Below are 16,223 nucleotides of genomic sequence, written 5' to 3' on the forward strand. Positions count from 1 at the left end.
GTTGCCTGCCCCATCAGCTTGCGCTAACCGTGGAGGAGTATTCGATGCGTGTCGACCCAAAAACCAACCCCAAAGCAACACCGTTGACCAGCGCCTTTGGAAATTTTGGCTTTGTCCTCGACCTGGCAAAAAAGGCGGAAGCGGGCAAAGATACTGTGGAAGCGGGCAAAACGCCGTTGATGCCGGGCAGCCAGGATTATGAGGACACGCTGAATTCACTGGCAGTGGATATGGCGGATGGCATCGATATCGACAACCGCAAGGTGTCCGCCCTGAAGGGAGACGCTGCGGATAAGTTCGAGGCGCTGGTCACCGCCGAGCTCAATGCGCAGCGCGCCGATGGCAAAAGCGCTGATCTGTCCAAGGCGATCGACAGTGCCAAGGACGCGCTGTTTGACCGCATCGGGCATGCCCTGGACAACGCAGATCGAAACGCCGACAAGGGCCTCGATGTCTTCGAGGGTTACTGGAAGCGCCATGGTGGTGAAGAGGCTGCGATCAACGCGGGCTATGACGCCTATGATGACTTTCTGGCCGATACCACGCTGACCGACAACCCTAGCTACGAAGATAACCTCAACGCTCTCGCTTCCGGGTTAGCCGGCGGCACGCTGACCGATCAACGCAAGATATTGCACCTTGACTCCTCCGATACACTGTCCCAGCTCTATAAGAATCTGATCAAGAGCAAACTGGATGAAGGTGCCACTACTGAGGAAGCGCTGAGCGAGGTCAATGATGAACTGCGTGACCGTCTCGAAAACGCTGGCGGCAAGAGTGTAGTCAATGTCTTCGACGGCTACTTCAAACGTCACGGTGGTGAAGAGGATACGAAGGCGCTGGCCGAAGAGACTTACCTGACCAATCGCGACGAAGATGACATCGCCTACGACGATACCCTGGATTCGCTCGCCAGCGATATGGCTGAAGGCATCGACATCGACAACCGCAAGGTGCGACCGCTGACAGGAGACGCCAGCGATCAGTTCAGCCAACTTGTGGAGTACCAGCTCAACCAGCAGCGTGAGCGCGGCGATGCCCCGGATCTACAGGCAGCCATCGACGATGCCAAGGATGCCCTCTTTGACCGTACCGGCAACGCGCTGACCGATGCTGATAAGGACAGCAAGGACGGGCTCGATGTGCTCAATGGTTACTGGGAGCGTCATGGTGGCAAGGATGCTGCCACCTCCGCTGGCTTCGAGGCCTACGACGACTTTCTCGCCGACACCACCGTGACGGATAACCCGAGTTATGAGGATAACCTCAACGCACTGGCCTCTGGCTTGGCGGGCAGCACGCTGACGGGGTCGCGCCAGATTCTGCATATCGAAAGCTCCGAAACGTTGTCGCAGCTCTATCAGAACCTGATCGACAGCAAGATGAGCGACGGTGCCTCCCTCGAGGACGCCACTGCCCAGGTTAACGATGACCTGCGCGAGCGGATCAGGCACGCTGCCGGAGACGACGGCAAGGCGGTTCAGAATATCTTCGACGGTTATTGGTCGAGGCACGGTGGGGAGACCAACACCCAGCGTCTCGCCGACAATGCGGAGCTGGACACAGCCCGGCGCGATCATGATCTACCGGCCTTCAGCGATGTCGATATTCAGTCGATGGAAACCAGCGAGACCGATCCGGACGACAGCTCACGCAAGCTGACCGTCAGCGAGCTGACCTGGCAGAACCTGATCGAAGAGTGGAAGACGGGGATTGAGGACGGCAGTATCGATAAAAACGATGAGCGCGCCCAGTTCTACCGTGCGCTGCGAGCCCAGGGCGCGCTTGAAAACGGCCTGGATCTGGTCGGTCTCGATATGTCGGAAGGCTTGAGTCTTGACAACGTCACCGGCGAGGATCTCTCATCCATCATCGACGGTGAGAAGCTCGATGAAAGCCTCGGCGAGCTATTCGCCTCCGAGGCGGTGCAGGAGGATTACCAGGCGACCCAGGCAGACGCGATCGACAAAGTCGCCAACAAGGACGCGATCGCTTCGCAACTGGAGGAGACCGCCTTCAGCGAGGAGTACATCAACTACATCAACGACCTGCGCGAGAGCGGTCAGGGGGAACTCGCCGAGCAGGATATCTCGCGAACCTACAATGCACTTTCGGCGCTGTTCCCGGCAACGGAAGAGAGCGACAAGGCAGCCGAGTTCGCCCAGAGCCTGCAGCTCGACTCGATGATCACCGATCTTGATGATCTGATCGCCAATCCTGATCAAATCAATGATGCCAACACCGCGACGGCCACGCAGGATGTGGTCAAGATGGTATTGACCGCGCTTAAGCGTGCCGGTGTCGATATTCCGCGGCGCACGGCGGAGACGATTGACAAGTTTGTTAACGAGTTTCTCGACGATAAGCAAACTGCTAAGAACTTCGGTAAGGCGCTACAGGAGCTCGGGGATCGCTTCCAGAAAAATGGTTCGATCACCCAGTCGGATATCGACGGCCTGCTGAAGAACGGTGTCTACAAGGCGCTCAACGAGCAGACCAACGGCGGCATGATGGCGCTGATTGGCACGCTCAACAGCAACGGCGCACTGGGCTCGACCGGCGGGCTGATCTCGCTCGCCTCGGGCATCTATCAGCTCGCAGGCGGCGCCAGTAAGCTGGCGGACAGCCACGAGGCGCGAATGGCCGTTGCCAAGGAGTTCATCAGCTTTCTGGGCGCCAGTCAGCACTTCGTCAACCTCGGCAGCAATATCTGGGACAAGGCCAAGGGCACCAACGTCAATGCCATGCTGGGGCTCGACAAGACGCTGCCGCAGATATGGGGCAATGACACTGCCAGCGGTGGCCCCTTTAATGAGGGTCAAGGCCTCAAGTTCGTCGAGAATATCGAGCAGATCATTGACGACGCCCCCGTCGGAGATCGCGAAAAGCTGAGCCAAATGCTGGATATTAGCGAGTCCGATACGGGCAAGATCGTGCAGGGTATCGAGGACGGATACGCCAAGAATCCATCCCTGCCCAAAGCCACGACGACGACCCGCACCATCAGTTCCTTCCTGCGTGTGCTGGATGGTGCTGCCAACTCCGCCACTGGTGCGCTGGACATTGCCCTCGGTGGGCTGATGATCAAGCGCGGCGTGGACAGCGGCGACGGCGCTACCATCGGTCAGGGCGCCGTCACTGTCGCGGCGGGTGCCTTCGGCCTTGCCGGTGGAGCGTCATCGCTGGCGGCGCTCAAGGGCATTGCCGTCGCTCGCGCCGCCACCGGACCGCTGTTCTGGATATCCGCCGGTCTGACGGTGGCGACGCTGCCATTCACTATTGTCCAGGATATCAAGCGCACCAACGCACTGGAGGGGCATAAGGCTGACCTCAAGGAGCTTTTCTCGTCGCTAGATGAGGATGGCCTACTGACCGAAGACGGCCTGACCCGTTATGAGTTTCTCGAAGCGTACGTCCGGAGCTACGGTCAGCGCGATGCGCCGGACGACGAGAGCATTTTCGACTACCGCAGCGACGAGTATGAGTTCTACGTAGAGGAGGGCCATCTACCTAACTCGACCTGGGACGATTTCGAGCACGAAGATTATGCAGGTGATGGCAACAATCTCGATACGCAAATGGATAAAGGCTCGACAGTAGGTTCATAGGGTCACAGCAGCGGCATGAGCCAACAGCCCTCTGAAGAGAAATCGCTGCCGCCATCGTCGAAAAAACTTCGCGATGCGCGCAAGAAAGGCCAGGTCGCCAAGAGTGCTGACCTGGTCACCGCGATGGTGATGTTGGCCTGCACGCTTTATATCGCTATCAGCGTGAATGACATCATTGCCCGCGTGCAGGGGTTGATCGACTCAACCGCGCGACTCTATACCGAGCCGTTCGATACGCTGTGGCCACAGTTGATGACCCAGGCAGGCGAAGTACTGCTGCTGTCGGTGCTGCCGCTGGTCGGCCTAACGCTGTTGGTGATCGTGCTGACCAACATTGTGGTATTGCAGGGTTTTGTATTCTCCACCGAACCGGTTCAGCCTAAGCCGGAGAATATTGATCCGGTTCAGGGGTTCAAGCGCATCTTTTCGGTACGCGGGCTGGTCGAGTTTCTTAAGTCACTGTTCAAGATGGTGGCATTGGCCGTCGCGCTGGTGATTGTCTATCGCCTGGGCCTACAGTCGCTGATGGAGTCCTCACGCTGCGGCTACCCCTGCGTTCAGGGTACTTTTCTCGCTTTACTTCAGCCGCTGGTCATCACTGCACTGATTGCCTTCTTACTGGTTGGTGCTTTCGATGTGCTGCTCCAACGCTGGCTATTCGAGCGCGACCAGCGCATGACAAAGACTGAACAGAAGCGTGAGCGCAAGGATCAGGAAGGTGATCCGACGATGAATCAGGCGCGCCGTAAACAGCGGCGCGAAATGCATGAGCTGAACGCCAAGATCGGTGTTCAGTACAGCTCGCTGATGATCGGCACCGCAGACGGTTGGCTGGTCGGCATTCGCTACATTCGCGGCGAAACGCCAGTGCCGTTGGTGACCTGCAAGGCCTCACCCGATCAGGCCGCTAGCTTGTTGGCCAGCGCTGCGCCTCGCCGAGTCCCGCGAGTCGCCGACCCGAGGCTGGCCGAACTCATCGCCAAACGCGCGGGCAATGGCGATCCGGTGCCTGATGGTACCTTTCAGGCGGTCGCCGATATGCTGGTGGCAGCCAAGCTGATTTAGCCATCACTCGGCTGCAATCGTTTGCCATGCCACATGATTCATACGAATGACATTAAACCGAGCAACAATAAACAGGCTGTCCAACCAAACCTCTGCTTGGGAGATATCCGATGTCTACTACAGTGTCACCTACAAGCGTAAACGCCCCCACTCAAAAAACCTCCACCTCATCCTTCGACGACCAGTTGAATATTGCCAAATCCAGTCAGGTTCTAGTGGATTATTTGAAGCAGCAGGGCAAGTCGGCGATCAATGCCGATGAGCTCGCTCAGCTTGCCAACAATTCGTCAGGCAGTGTCCCTGCTGAAGTTTCGGCAGCTGCCTCCTATATGACGCGCCACACCAGTGTTTATACGGCCATCGAGACTCATGATGTCCAGGGTCAAGATGGCCTTTCTGGCGTCTGGAATTTCGAGTGGGCGGCAGACGGTGGCCTCGAAGGCACATCGGTAGAGGCGATGGCGAACATGCAGGATGTCTTTGATCGTGCGATCGCTAAGTCTGCAGAAATTACCAAGTTGACCACAGAGAGCAAAACTGGATTGGATGCCACCAAACAGCGTCCGAGCAACTGAGTTTGCTTGCACGATGAACAACTAGACGCATTAAATCGTTTGTCGAGTGGCGGATAATAAAGGCCTAGGCCTAATAAACCATCGGCGACGTAGCTGCATAAAAAAGCTCTGGTGGGTATACAGTCCTGGTAGGTATAAACCTAGCGGGTATATAGAATACCGTTAGTGATGCTTACCCTGTTCCTGGAGCTGCCTTGGATAGATTCGAAGAGATGCGCGTGTTTGCAGCGGTGGCGCAGCTGGAGAGCTTTGCGGACGCCGCACGGCAGCTTGCGTTGTCGCCGCCTCGGGTTACCCGGGCGGTGGCAGCGCTTGAGGCGCGTTTGGGCGTTGCCTTGTTACAGCGCACCACAAGGCAGGTGCGCGTGACGGAGGCGGGGCGCCGGTATCTGGAGGATGCCCAGCAGGTGCTTGCTCAGCTTGCGGAGGCCGAGGCCGCTGCGACCGGCAGTTACCTTACCCCACGTGGCCTGTTGCAGGTGACCGCGCCGGTGCTGTTCGGCGAGTACTTCGTTACCCCGCAGATCGTCGATTATCTGGAGCAATACCCTGACGTGCAGGTGCGCGCTGAACTGATCGATCGACCGGTCAACCTGCAGGAGGAGGGCATTGATGTGGCGGTGCGCATCGGTCATGTGCCGCAGGATTGCCAGCACTTGACCGTGCCAGTCGGTGAGGTGCGGCAGGTGGTTTGCGCAAGCCCCGCGTGGCTGGCCGAACACGGCGAGCCAACGCACCCGCAAGAACTGGAAGCATTGCCTACCGTGGTGGCCGAAGGTGGTAACTTGAGCGGTCACTGGTGGTTCGAGGAAGAGGGCAAGCGCATTGAAGTAACGCCCTCGCCACGGCTGCGCATCAGCGCTATTCATGCGGCGTTAACGGCGGTCGAGGCAGGTGCCGGGCATACTCGGCTGCTGTCTTACCAGGTGGCTGTCAGTGAAGCAGAAGGCCGAGTACGGCGCGTGTTAACGCGTTTCGAACCAGTGGCCATTCCCATCAATATCTGGGTGACAGCGGGCCGTGGGCGGGCCGCCAGCGTGCGTACCTTCGTTGATTTTCTTGCCGAGCGGCTACGTGCCGACCCGGCGCTCGCCTACCGCAGTTAACCATGGCGCTCTCCCCTGAATCACCGCTACGCTTTGAGGCCTTAATGGCGCTTTCCGCCGTTGCCAGGCACGGCAGCGTGCAAGCCGCGGCTGAAGCGAGCAGCCAGTCGGCGGCGAAGCTCCACCGTCTGCTGCGTGCTCAGGAGCAGCGTCTAGGGGTTGCTTTGGTCACTACCTCTGCCAGAGGCAGCACGTTGACGGCGGCGGGCGAGCGATTGCGCGACTACGCCGATACGCTGATCCACGCAGTCTCCGACGCCGACGCCAGTGCGTGCCAGGAGCACCGCGAGCTCAACGGCACGCTACGTTTGCAGGCGCCCCAGGCGTTGATGGAGCCACTGCTGATGCCGTTAGTGTTGCGGCTGCAAGAGCAGCACCCTGCGCTGAAGATCTGCCTGCTGGCTGATGAATATCCCATCCGTATAGAAAACGATGCACCGGCGCACCTACGTCTGATGCGTGGGCCGCTGCCTGCCTCCGCTTATGCCAGGCCCCTGGGTGATTTGCGCGTTGGTCTGTTTGCTAGCCCCCGTTACTTGGACAAGACCGGGCGCCCCGGTAGCCTGCAAGGCTTGGCCCGTCATGCGCTTATTCACTGCTCCAGTGAAGGACAAGCGCCTGTCTGGCGCTTGGCTGAAGACTACCCGCTCCGTTTTGAGCCCAGGCTTGCCATCAGTACCAGTGCTGCTGCGCTGCGGGCTGCCATTGGAGGTGCGGGTGTCGTGTGTTGCTACCAACTGCAGGCGCGTCGCGCCTGCGAGCAGGGGCTGCTTGAACCCGTTGCTGAACCCCTTTGGCCTGCGGGACACCCTCTGGCGCTCACCTATCCCCTTGGCATCCGGGCGCCTGCCAGCGTTATGGCCTTCCTGGAACTGGCAACACCCTGGTTGCGAACGCAGTTGGTCGGCTGATTATTTCATTCAGCGCAATTTTGTATTGTTCAGTATCGCTATTCTTGCACTCCTTGATTTGGCTCAGGATGGGTGACGTCGCTTAACACCTGTGACGTTCATCTATCGAGGCGCTCACTCAAGGAGATAATCACATGTCACACGCTATCAAGGTTTACCGCCACGCTCTTTCCGGCCACTGCCACCGTATCGAGCTGATGCTTTCGCTGCTCGGTTTGCCTGCCACTTTTATCGATGTTGATCTTGCCGCGGGCGAACACAAAGCGCCGCTTTTCCTGAACCTGAACGCCTTCGCGCAGGTGCCGGTGATCGATGACCAAGGGGTTATCCTGGCGGATTCCAATGCCATTCTGGTCTATCTGGAACGCCGCTATGGTTCTGGGCAGGGTGCTGGTCGCTGGCTACCGGACGACCCGTTGATTCAAGCCCAAGTGCAACGCTGGCTGTCCGTGGCGGCAGGGCCTTTGGCGAACTCGGCGATGAAGGCGCGCTTGGTCACGGTCTTTAATGCCTCGTTCGATCCTGAACCGCTGATTGCTGATGCCCATGATCTGTTCGCGATTGTTGATGCCCACTTGGCGCATCAGCCCTTCCTGGCGGGTGAGCACGCCACGCTGGCGGAGATTTCGCTCTACAGCTACATCGCCCATGCGCCTGAAGGGAATGTCTCGCTGGAACCCTATCCGCATATCCGCACCTGGCTGCAGCGTATCGAGGCGCTGGAAGGGTTTGTACCCATGAAGGTGACTAAGGTGGGGCTGGTGCGCTAGGCCAGCCGGTGCAGCATTTCAAATCGGTGCGGGCGAACTGCTCGCGAGGAGTCGAGGGTGAATAACGACGTCACCAGCAGCCCATGGCATGAAGGCGAGCTTGCCTTGCAGCGCGTGGTCGGCGTGGAGCAACAAATGGCGGAGGTGGGCCGCAAGGTGATGCGTCCCTTTCTAACGCCACAGCTGCAGCACTTCTTTCCCCAGTTGCCCTTTGTGGCGGCAGCAGCGGTGGATCATGACGGCTGGCCTTGGGTCACGCTGTTGGAGGGTGCGCCGGGCTTTGTTCATGCGCCGGACGAGTCACGGCTCGATTTAGCATTAACGCCGCCTGTGGATGACCCTCTTGCACCGCTACTTAACAGCGGCACCAGCATTGGCCTATTGGGCATTGAGCTACACACGCGCCGTCGTAACAGGGTCAACGGTGTATTGCGGGGCTCAGCAAGCCAATGGCAGTTGGAAGTGACTCACGCCTTCGGTAACTGCCCCCAGTATATTCACGACTGGTCGGCGATGAGGCCGGTGCAGCCCCAGCCGGGCCCCGTGCTAATCAAGCGTGACGCGATCCTCGATCAGTTGCCAGAGCCGGTGCTGGCGCATATCGACCGGGCGATCACCGCCTTCGTGGGTAGTTACGCGCATACCGACCAGGGCGTCCAGGTGGATGCCTCTCATCGCGGAGGGCAACCGGGGTTCATTCGGCGTCAGGGAAGTGATCTGATTCTGCCTGATTTTGCAGGCAATCGATTCTTCAACACCTTGGGTAACGTGCTGGCCAGCGGGCGCGCGGCCTTGGTGATACCGGACTTTGCCAGCGGGAATGTGCTGCATCTGACCGGGGAAGCGCGGCTGGTGGACGAGGAGACCGCTGGGGCGCGTTATCCTGGCGCTGAACGCTACTGGTGCCTTACCCCACGGCATATCGTTTGGCGACCAAGGGCCTTGCGCTGGCGTAGCCATGCCGGTGCAGTAGCCGTTGAGGCGGCGCCCCATGGGCCCTGGCAGGCGCTTGCGCCTTCCACTCAACAGTGTGTTCAGGTGGCCGCCGTGGTGCAGGAGACACCTGAGATCCGCTCTTTCTATTTAAAGAGTGTCCGACAAGACAAGGCGCTGGCGCCCTTTGAAGCGGGCCAGTTTATTACGCTACACGTGCCGCGCCTGGATGGCACGGCGTTGGTACGCAGCTATACGCTTTCGGGTAACAGCCAGCAGGCTGGTTATCGCATCAGTGTGAAGGCCGATGGTGAGGGCTCGCACTACGTACACAGCGCGCTTCAGGTGGGTACTGAACTAGCTGTGAGTATGCCAATGGGGTCATTCACGGCAGAGGCTAGCGGCTCAGGGCGTGCCCATTGGGTGCTGCTGGGAGGTGGTATCGGTATTACGCCCATATTGAGCCTGGCCCATGAATTGACTGGCGCAGGCCGTGGCCCGGTAACGTTAGTACAGAGCGTGCGCGATGTGGCCGAGGCGCCTTTCGGTGAAGAACTACTCGACCTTGAGGCGCGAGGGCTGCGTTTGCAGCGGCATGTCACCAGAACTACAACTGCCCTCAATGGATGGATGGCAGGCCGGGTTTCACTGGGGCAGGTGTTTACCGATCAGGTGCTGTCAGAAGTACAGCTGTACCTATGCGGCCCCGCCGCCTTTGTAGAGCGCTACCACCAGGAGGCGCTGGAGCTCGGACTCTCATCGGGGCAAATACACACAGAAGCGTTCGGCCCCTCGGCGCTGACCCAAACATACGCTGTGCCCGTCGCAGAACAAGCGGTAGAAGTTAGCTTTGCCAACTCAAGCGTAGTCGCCCACTGGCAGCCGGGCGAAAGCCTGCTGGAAACCGCCGAAAAAGCGGGGTTACAGCCTGCCTATGGGTGCCGCAGTGGCAGCTGTGGCGAGTGCGCCTGCACGCTGGTGCGGGGGGAGGTGACCTACCCCAATGGCATATCCGCGCCAGAGGGGGAGATTCTGCTGTGCAGCGCCCGCCCAGCAGCGCACTCGGGGAGGCTAGCCATTACGCTGGCTAACGGTTAATTGTGTCGCAATCGATTAGAAGGTTCCTGGGTAGGCGCCGCCGTCGAGCAGGATATTCTGCCCTGTTAGATAGCCTGCATGCTCGCTGCACATAAAGGCACAAAAGGCACCAAACTCCTCGGCGGTGCCGAATCTCCGCGCAGGAACCCCTTGGGCACGCTGCTCACGTACCTGCTCGATAGTTTGCTGATTCTTCTCGGCGACCTTCTTGAAGTTGCCGCGCAGGCGGTCGGTATCAAAGGAGCCGGGCAGTAGGTTGTTGATCGTGACGTTGTGCGAGGCGAGTTGCGGTTGGCGAGCAAGCCCCGCGACGAAGCCGGTTAGCCCACTGCGCGCGCCGTTGGATAACCCGAGAATGTCGATGGGTGCTTTTACCGCGCCCGAGGTAATATTGACCACGCGTCCAAAGCCGTTGGCGGCCATACGGTCTACCGTGGCCTTGATCAGCTCAATAGGCGTGATCATGTTGGCATCCACGGCCTGTATCCACGCCTCCCGATCCCAGTCGCGAAAATCACCCGGCGGCGGCCCGCCATTATTGTTGATCAAAATATCGACCTGCGGACAGGCGGCCAGTAGCGCCTCGCGTACCTCCTCGCGCCCGATATCCCCAGCCACAGGGCGAACTTCGATGGCTGGATTAAGGGCCCGCAACGCGTCGGCGGTCTTTTCGAGCACCTCGGCATTGCGTGAATTAATGGCCAGGTTGACGCCTTCTTTGGCCAGCGCTTCGGCGCAGCCTCGACCCAACCCTTTGCTCGCTGCGCATACCACGGCCCAGCGTCCCGCTATTCCAAGATCCATACCATGTACTCCTGTGTGTTCGATATTTGCGCTCAACGTGACGAATAGCCACCGTCTACCGGTAATAGTACGCCCGTTATAAAGTTTGCGCCCGGTGAAGCCAAGAACAGCGCTGGCCCAGCGAGGTCGTCGGGTTTGCCCCAGCGGCCCATGGGCGTGCGTCCGACGAGTTCCGCCGAGCGTTCGCTGTTCTGGGTGAGTGCTGCCGTCAAGTCGGTGGCAATCCAACCTGGCGCAAGGGCATTGACGCGAATACCATCGCTGGCCCAGGCGATCGCCAACGACCGTGTGAGTTGGGCCACGCCGCCCTTGGAAGCAGAGTAGGCCGGGGCATGGCCGCTGCCAAAAAACGACAGCATAGAGGCGGTGTTGATAATGCAGCCACCCGCTGCCTTGAGGGCTGCATGCGCGGCATGGCAACAGCGCTGTGTACCATTGAGGTTGATGTCGATGACCTCAGAAAAGCCTTTGGGTGTGAACTCCTTGCCGTCACGCTGGATGACGCCAGCGCAGTTCACCAGCACATCCAATGTTGGGAACGCCGCGAAGAAGCGCTCAACCTGGGCCGGGTCACGCACATCGAGTTGGTGTCGGTCGGTTACGTCTTCGGCTTGCTGTTCGCTCTTAGGCTCGATGCCGGTGACGTGGACTTCGTCACCCTGGGCGGCAAACGCCAGCGCGATCGCCCGACCAATGCCGGTAGTCCCGCCAATAACGATAACAGTGTTCATATCGCTCCTTTTTAGAACGTGAAAAGGGGGGTAGGTCGCAAAATGGGTCGGTTAAGCTGAGGTAGCTGACGCACGTGTCTGCCAGGCCGAGCGAACGCTGGAGACGATAATGGCCAGCCACACCAGCAATGCGAGCCCACCCAACATGGCGGCGATGGGGCGTTCGAAGAGCACTAGCAGTTCGCCATTGGCTTTGATCATTGAGCGCATAAAGTTGCTCTCCACTACCGGGCCGAGAATCACTGCCAGGATCATGGGGCCGATAGGGAAGTCGTTCTCCACCAGAAAATAGGCCAGCAGGCCCAGCCCAAGCATCAGCCAGACATCCAGCAGGCTGTTGTTGGCAGCGAAGGCGCCTACGATACAAAACAGCAAAATCAGCGGGTAAAGCACGCTGGAGGGCACCGCAAGGATATGGCGCGCGCCGCGTATAGCGAGCAGGCCAAGAGGTAACAACAGCAGGTTAGCCAGGATAAACACGATGAAAATGGCGTTGACCAAGGTGGCGCTGGAAGTGAAAACGTCTGGCCCTGGCGTAATGCCTTTCATCATCAGTACACCGATAATAATGGCGGTGATAGTGTCGCCTGGGATGCCGAACACCAGGGCGGGAATGTAGGCACCCGAGAGTGCTGCATTATTCGCCGAGCTGGCCGCGACCAGCCCTTCGGGATGCCCGGTGCCATACTTCTCGGGCGTGCGCGAGAGCTTGCGCGACAAGGCGTAGCTGATCCAAGAAGCGATATCGGCACCCGCACCGGGCAGTGCGCCGATCAGCGTGCCGAGTACGCCACTGCGTGCGATCCCTGCCTTGTATTGCCACATCAGGCCGCCCACACCGCTAAAAGGCTTCTCCACTGGTGGGGGCGGTGGAAAGTGGGTGTGGCCAATTTCGGGCATGCGCCGCAGTAGCTCGGCGACGGCAAACAGGCCTATCAATACTGGTAGAATTGAGATGCCGCTGAGCAGATCAGAGATACCGAAGGTAAAACGGATCTGGCCTGAAACTGAGTCCATGCCCACCATGGCGATTAACAGGCCGATGAGCATTGAAATTGCACCTTTAAGCGGGTCCGCGCCGGATACCAGTACGGCGCAGGAAAGCCCGAGCAGTGCCAGCCAGAAGTACTCGTCGCTGGTAAAGCGAAGAGCGAAGTCGGCGACCAGTGGAGCGAAAAACGCCAGAATTGCCACCCCGATGAGCCCGCCAACGACCGAACACGCCAAGTTGACGCCGAGCGCCTGGCCGATCTTGCCCTGACGGCCCATCAGGTAGGCTTCTTCGGTATAAGCCGCCGAGGCGGGGGTGCCGGGGATGCGTAGTAAGGCACCGGGGATGTCGCCGGCTACGATGGCCATCGCCGTGGCGGCCACGATAGCGCTGATCGCCGGGAGCGGCTCCATGAAAAAGGTTACCGGGACGAGTAAGGCGGTGGCCATGGTCGCAGTCAGGCCAGGAATGGCGCCGATCAGCAGGCCGAATAGCGAAGCGCCGAGGATCACCGCGAGGACATCCCAGGCGAACACCATGCCTAACGCTGCTTGTAGTTCCGCCATTAGTAGATCACCTCTTCGAGAATGCCCAGATCAAGCGGCACGTGCAGCAACAGGGCGAAAACACTCCATACCACCGCACTTGCCACAATGGCGACGATAACGGCCATCCCCCAGCGGCCGTCAGACAACCAGCCAATCAATAATGCGAGCATTAAGGGCGCTACCAGCGGGAAGCCGAGCAGCGGTGTTAGCAACACGTAACCAGCAACGGCGGCGATAACAGCGAGCAGGCATGTCAAGGTGCGCGACAGCGTCACCTGCCCCTGCCAAATGAACAGTGCTCCACGCTGCTGCCAGCCACGCAGAGACAGTAGCAGGCCAAGCCCAACCAGAAAGGTGCCGATGATGGTGGGAAAAGTGCCGGCCCCGTAGGGCTGGCGCGCTAACGGCGGGAAATCCTTGGAGGCCCATATAGTAACGGCGCCAAGCAGCGCCATTACCAGCCCCAGCAAGAGGTCGTTGATGCGCATGGTGTTATTCTGCCAGGCCCAACTTATTGATTATCTCGCCGTTGTTTTCGTCGGCTTCAGCCATGAAGTTGCGAAAGCCTTCCGGGCCTTCCCACTGTATGCCGAAGCCCTGATTGGTCATGAACTCCTGGAATTGGTCAGATTCATAGACGGCTTCTGCGGCCTCGGCCAGAGTATCGACCACATCATCGGGCAGTCCTGCGGGGCCGATCAAGCCACGCCAAGTACCTGCCGCCCACTCATCGCCAGTGACTTCTTCAGCAGTGGGGATGTCAGGGAAAGCATCAAGACGCTCGTTGGCGAACACAGCAAGCGTTCTCACGCGCTTCGCGTCGCGCATGGATTCAGCCTCAGGCAGCGAGGAGAACACGAAATCCACGCCACCGGCGGCGAGTTCCTGGAGGCCCGGGGCAGCACCTTCGCTCGGGACGAGTGAAACGGTGTTGGGATCAATACCCTGCTGGTTCAGAAAACCCGCGAATGCTAGGTGATAGGCGGCACCTGGCGCAGAGCCTGAGACAGTGTATTCGTTGGGATTGGCTTCAATGTCTTGAAGGGCACTGTCTAGATCTTCCCAGTCTGATTCGGCGCTGACGTTAAATGCCGCGGCGTCGAGATTGATCAACGCAATCGGCGACAGATCCTCATACGAGATTTGAGAGCTGCCAATGTGTCGATAGGTGGTGATCTCGGCGGTCACCAGGCCAAGGGTATAGCCATCCGGCTCGGCGTTGGCCATTACCGTGTGACCCACCACGCCGGCGCCGCCGGTGCGGTTGACCACATTGACCGTTTGACCAAGCTCTTCCTGCAACCCGTTGGCCAATTGGCGGGCCACTGCATCGGTGCCGCCGCCCGCTGACCAGGGGACGATCAGTTCAATCGGTTTTTCGGGGTAGTCGGCTTGGGCAGTGCCGATGGATAAGGCGAAGGCGGCCAGGCTGATGGTTACGGCTAGCGGGGTTTTGTTGAATATCATGAGGGTGCTCCTGTCGTGTTTTTGTTGTTGGCATTAGGGCCTTAATTCATGCGTTGGGTTTTTAAGGGAACATCTCGCTTTAGCGAATGAACCGGTCGACATAGTCACGGCCAAGCCCGCAGCTTTCATAGTGCTTGCGGCACATGTCGACCTTGGTGAAGACATCTTCGAACCCGAGGTGCTTGCCCCATGGGTCAACGTAATACATGACACCGTTGACCTGAAAGAGCGTGATCATTTCCTCGACATCCTCGTCGACGACCAGGGTGTGGGTCTCACCTGGAGGCTCGTAGACATAGCTACCCTCGGTAGCCACCCAGTCATGTTCGAGATACCGCCATTTGCCTTTGAGCACCATGCCATGCACCGGGTTGGGGTGACGGTGGCGGCTGAGCACGCCAGACTTGCGGACACGCAGTAGGTTGACCCAGTAGCCCTGGGACACGTTCAGACACAGCGGACGGAAATCAACGTTTTCCGCTTGCGGCACCCAGATACGTTCATCCTGGGGAAGGGCGTGCGGCTCGACAATTTCTAGAGCGGCCTCAGCGGGTTGCGGATATTGGTAAGGCATCCGCTGATGATCATCAGCTTGAACTGGCATATTTCCTCCGTCCACAATGTGGACATAAAGATCATAATATGGACAATATGTTCTTAAGGTAAGAGCCAGGGCGAGATGCGTCAATTGACCGTGACGGATTACTGGTTAGACATTCGTATTATTTGAAGAGGCGATTAATGACGGCTGACGACGAAGAGCGAGTGCCGCGGCCCAACGTCCAGGGTGCCGCCGCGGTGACCAAAGGACTGCGCTTGCTGCAAGTGATAGCTGAGCTTGGCGTTGACGCGACCATCCGTAACATCCAGGCACGCCTGGGAATGCCCCGGCCTACGGTCTACCGGTTGCTGAACACGCTCGAACAGGAGCGGTTTGTCGAACGTAACCCTTTAGGTGGAGAGTACGTACTGGGTCGCGAGTTGCTGCGTCTCACTCATCAATCGCTGGCGCGGAGCAGCTTGCAGGAACGCGCTCGGGCCACTTTACGCGCCATTGGTAAGCAGACCGGTGAAACGGTGCACTTGGGCGTACCATTTGGCTGCCATATGACTTTCGTTGATAAGGTGGAATCGCCCGAAGCGGTGCGCATGGCTTCGTATATCGGCATGCCAGTGCCAATGCATTCTACTTCGGTAGGTAAGGCTTATCTCGCCGCCCTCGACGAGGCAACCCGTGAGCAGTATCTGGCTCAATTGACCTTAGAGCCTGTCACACATCGCACCTGCACGACGCTTGAGGCGTTACGCAATGAACTCACGCTGACGCGAGAACGTGGTTACGCAATCGATGACCAGGAAAATGAACTAGGCATTATCTGCTTCGGTCAGGCAGTTCGCGGCGCCGATGGTCGCGTTGAAGGGGCTATCAGCGTCAGCGTGCCACGCTATCGACTGCCTGATGATGGGCATCAACGTATATTGGAGTGTATCCATTCGCTATGCAGTGACGCTGGCTTGGTGTAGTGCCTTGGCTTAAGGCGTAATGAGCATTAATTAAATAGAGTGTAGTGCTGTAGGCAAGTCGTGATTAGCTAATATTATTGCGAAATGCCTAA

14 protein-coding genes are annotated in these 16,223 nt (G+C 58.8%); 8 read left to right on the top strand and 6 right to left on the bottom strand.

Annotation, left to right across the window (positions count from 1 at the left end; translation table 11 throughout):
- Nucleotides 1-44: 44 nt before the first annotated feature.
- The 7 genes from AC4EYZ_RS14020 to AC4EYZ_RS14050 all read left to right on the top strand — a co-directional run bounded on the left by AC4EYZ_RS14020 (nucleotide 45) and on the right by AC4EYZ_RS14050 (nucleotide 10,066).
- Nucleotides 45-3,608, top strand: a complete 3,564-nt coding sequence (locus AC4EYZ_RS14020) for a hypothetical protein (RefSeq protein WP_490203832.1) — start codon at nucleotides 45-47, stop codon at nucleotides 3,606-3,608.
- A 15-nt stretch (nucleotides 3,609-3,623) separates the two neighbouring features.
- On the top strand, nucleotides 3,624-4,673 hold the full coding sequence (locus AC4EYZ_RS14025; protein ID WP_490203833.1) for an EscU/YscU/HrcU family type III secretion system export apparatus switch protein: 1,050 nt from the start codon (nucleotides 3,624-3,626) through the stop codon (nucleotides 4,671-4,673).
- A gap of 110 nt (nucleotides 4,674-4,783) precedes the next feature.
- Nucleotides 4,784-5,248, top strand: a complete 465-nt coding sequence (locus AC4EYZ_RS14030) for a hypothetical protein (RefSeq protein WP_027958370.1) — start codon at nucleotides 4,784-4,786, stop codon at nucleotides 5,246-5,248.
- 194 nt (nucleotides 5,249-5,442) lie between these two features.
- On the top strand, nucleotides 5,443-6,354 hold the full coding sequence (locus AC4EYZ_RS14035) for a LysR family transcriptional regulator (protein WP_490203834.1): 912 nt from the start codon (nucleotides 5,443-5,445) through the stop codon (nucleotides 6,352-6,354).
- A 2-nt stretch (nucleotides 6,355-6,356) separates the two neighbouring features.
- Nucleotides 6,357-7,265, top strand: coding sequence for a LysR family transcriptional regulator (locus AC4EYZ_RS14040; protein WP_490203835.1), 909 nt, complete (start codon nucleotides 6,357-6,359; stop codon nucleotides 7,263-7,265).
- A 134-nt stretch (nucleotides 7,266-7,399) separates the two neighbouring features.
- Nucleotides 7,400-8,035, top strand: a complete 636-nt coding sequence (locus tag AC4EYZ_RS14045) for a glutathione S-transferase family protein (protein ID WP_474192548.1) — start codon at nucleotides 7,400-7,402, stop codon at nucleotides 8,033-8,035.
- Between the two features lie 57 nt (nucleotides 8,036-8,092).
- Nucleotides 8,093-10,066, top strand: coding sequence for a 2Fe-2S iron-sulfur cluster-binding protein (locus AC4EYZ_RS14050; RefSeq protein ID WP_474192547.1), 1,974 nt, complete (start codon nucleotides 8,093-8,095; stop codon nucleotides 10,064-10,066).
- Between the two features lie 15 nt (nucleotides 10,067-10,081).
- Here AC4EYZ_RS14050 and AC4EYZ_RS14055 read toward each other — a convergent pair whose 3' ends face one another.
- The 6 genes from AC4EYZ_RS14055 to AC4EYZ_RS14080 all read right to left on the bottom strand — a co-directional run bounded on the left by AC4EYZ_RS14055 (nucleotide 10,082) and on the right by AC4EYZ_RS14080 (nucleotide 15,211).
- On the bottom strand, nucleotides 10,082-10,870 hold the full coding sequence (locus AC4EYZ_RS14055; protein ID WP_490203836.1) for an SDR family oxidoreductase: 789 nt from the start codon (nucleotides 10,868-10,870) through the stop codon (nucleotides 10,082-10,084).
- A 32-nt stretch (nucleotides 10,871-10,902) separates the two neighbouring features.
- Complete coding sequence (locus AC4EYZ_RS14060) at nucleotides 10,903-11,601, bottom strand: SDR family NAD(P)-dependent oxidoreductase (protein ID WP_022521398.1); 699 nt, start codon at nucleotides 11,599-11,601, stop codon at nucleotides 10,903-10,905.
- 51 nt (nucleotides 11,602-11,652) lie between these two features.
- Nucleotides 11,653-13,158 carry a tripartite tricarboxylate transporter permease gene (locus AC4EYZ_RS14065; RefSeq protein WP_138800700.1) on the bottom strand — a complete coding sequence of 502 codons (1,506 nt, stop codon included), beginning with the start codon at nucleotides 13,156-13,158 and terminating at the stop codon, nucleotides 11,653-11,655.
- A complete protein-coding gene (locus AC4EYZ_RS14070) occupies nucleotides 13,158-13,628 on the bottom strand; it encodes a tripartite tricarboxylate transporter TctB family protein (protein WP_022521400.1) in 471 nt (156 codons plus the stop codon). Before AC4EYZ_RS14070 ends, AC4EYZ_RS14065 begins: the two co-directional genes overlap by 1 nt.
- Nucleotides 13,629-13,632: 4 nt before the next feature.
- Nucleotides 13,633-14,607: a Bug family tripartite tricarboxylate transporter substrate binding protein gene (locus AC4EYZ_RS14075; protein ID WP_474191972.1), complete on the bottom strand. Its 975-nt coding sequence runs from the start codon at nucleotides 14,605-14,607 to the stop codon at nucleotides 13,633-13,635.
- Nucleotides 14,608-14,686: 79 nt separating this feature from the next.
- On the bottom strand, nucleotides 14,687-15,211 hold the full coding sequence (locus AC4EYZ_RS14080) for a 2,4'-dihydroxyacetophenone dioxygenase family protein (protein ID WP_138800699.1): 525 nt from the start codon (nucleotides 15,209-15,211) through the stop codon (nucleotides 14,687-14,689).
- 137 nt (nucleotides 15,212-15,348) lie between these two features.
- On the opposite strand from AC4EYZ_RS14080, the gene AC4EYZ_RS14085 reads away from it, so the two are divergent.
- A complete protein-coding gene (locus AC4EYZ_RS14085; RefSeq protein ID WP_022521403.1) occupies nucleotides 15,349-16,131 on the top strand; it encodes an IclR family transcriptional regulator in 783 nt (260 codons plus the stop codon).
- Nucleotides 16,132-16,223: the final 92 nt, after the last annotated feature.

It is taken from the genome of Vreelandella sp. 162(4c), from assembly GCF_058152265.1.

Bases quoted from the DNA above. Each gene is read 5' to 3' on its own strand.
- AC4EYZ_RS14020 (WP_490203832.1), top strand. From the start codon at position 45: ATGCGTGTCGACCCAAAAACCAACCCCAAAGCAACACCGTTGACCAGC.
- AC4EYZ_RS14025 (WP_490203833.1), top strand. From the start codon at position 3,624: ATGAGCCAACAGCCCTCTGAAGAGAAATCGCTGCCGCCATCGTCGAAA.
- AC4EYZ_RS14030 (WP_027958370.1), top strand. From the start codon at position 4,784: ATGTCTACTACAGTGTCACCTACAAGCGTAAACGCCCCCACTCAAAAA.
- AC4EYZ_RS14040 (WP_490203835.1), top strand. From the start codon at position 6,357: ATGGCGCTCTCCCCTGAATCACCGCTACGCTTTGAGGCCTTAATGGCG.
- AC4EYZ_RS14045 (WP_474192548.1), top strand. From the start codon at position 7,400: ATGTCACACGCTATCAAGGTTTACCGCCACGCTCTTTCCGGCCACTGC.
- AC4EYZ_RS14055 (WP_490203836.1), bottom strand. From the start codon at position 10,870: ATGGATCTTGGAATAGCGGGACGCTGGGCCGTGGTATGCGCAGCGAGC.
- AC4EYZ_RS14060 (WP_022521398.1), bottom strand. From the start codon at position 11,601: ATGAACACTGTTATCGTTATTGGCGGGACTACCGGCATTGGTCGGGCG.
- AC4EYZ_RS14065 (WP_138800700.1), bottom strand. From the start codon at position 13,158: ATGGCGGAACTACAAGCAGCGTTAGGCATGGTGTTCGCCTGGGATGTC.
- AC4EYZ_RS14070 (WP_022521400.1), bottom strand. From the start codon at position 13,628: ATGCGCATCAACGACCTCTTGCTGGGGCTGGTAATGGCGCTGCTTGGC.
- AC4EYZ_RS14075 (WP_474191972.1), bottom strand. From the start codon at position 14,607: ATGATATTCAACAAAACCCCGCTAGCCGTAACCATCAGCCTGGCCGCC.
- AC4EYZ_RS14080 (WP_138800699.1), bottom strand. From the start codon at position 15,211: ATGCCAGTTCAAGCTGATGATCATCAGCGGATGCCTTACCAATATCCG.
- AC4EYZ_RS14085 (WP_022521403.1), top strand. From the start codon at position 15,349: ATGACGGCTGACGACGAAGAGCGAGTGCCGCGGCCCAACGTCCAGGGT.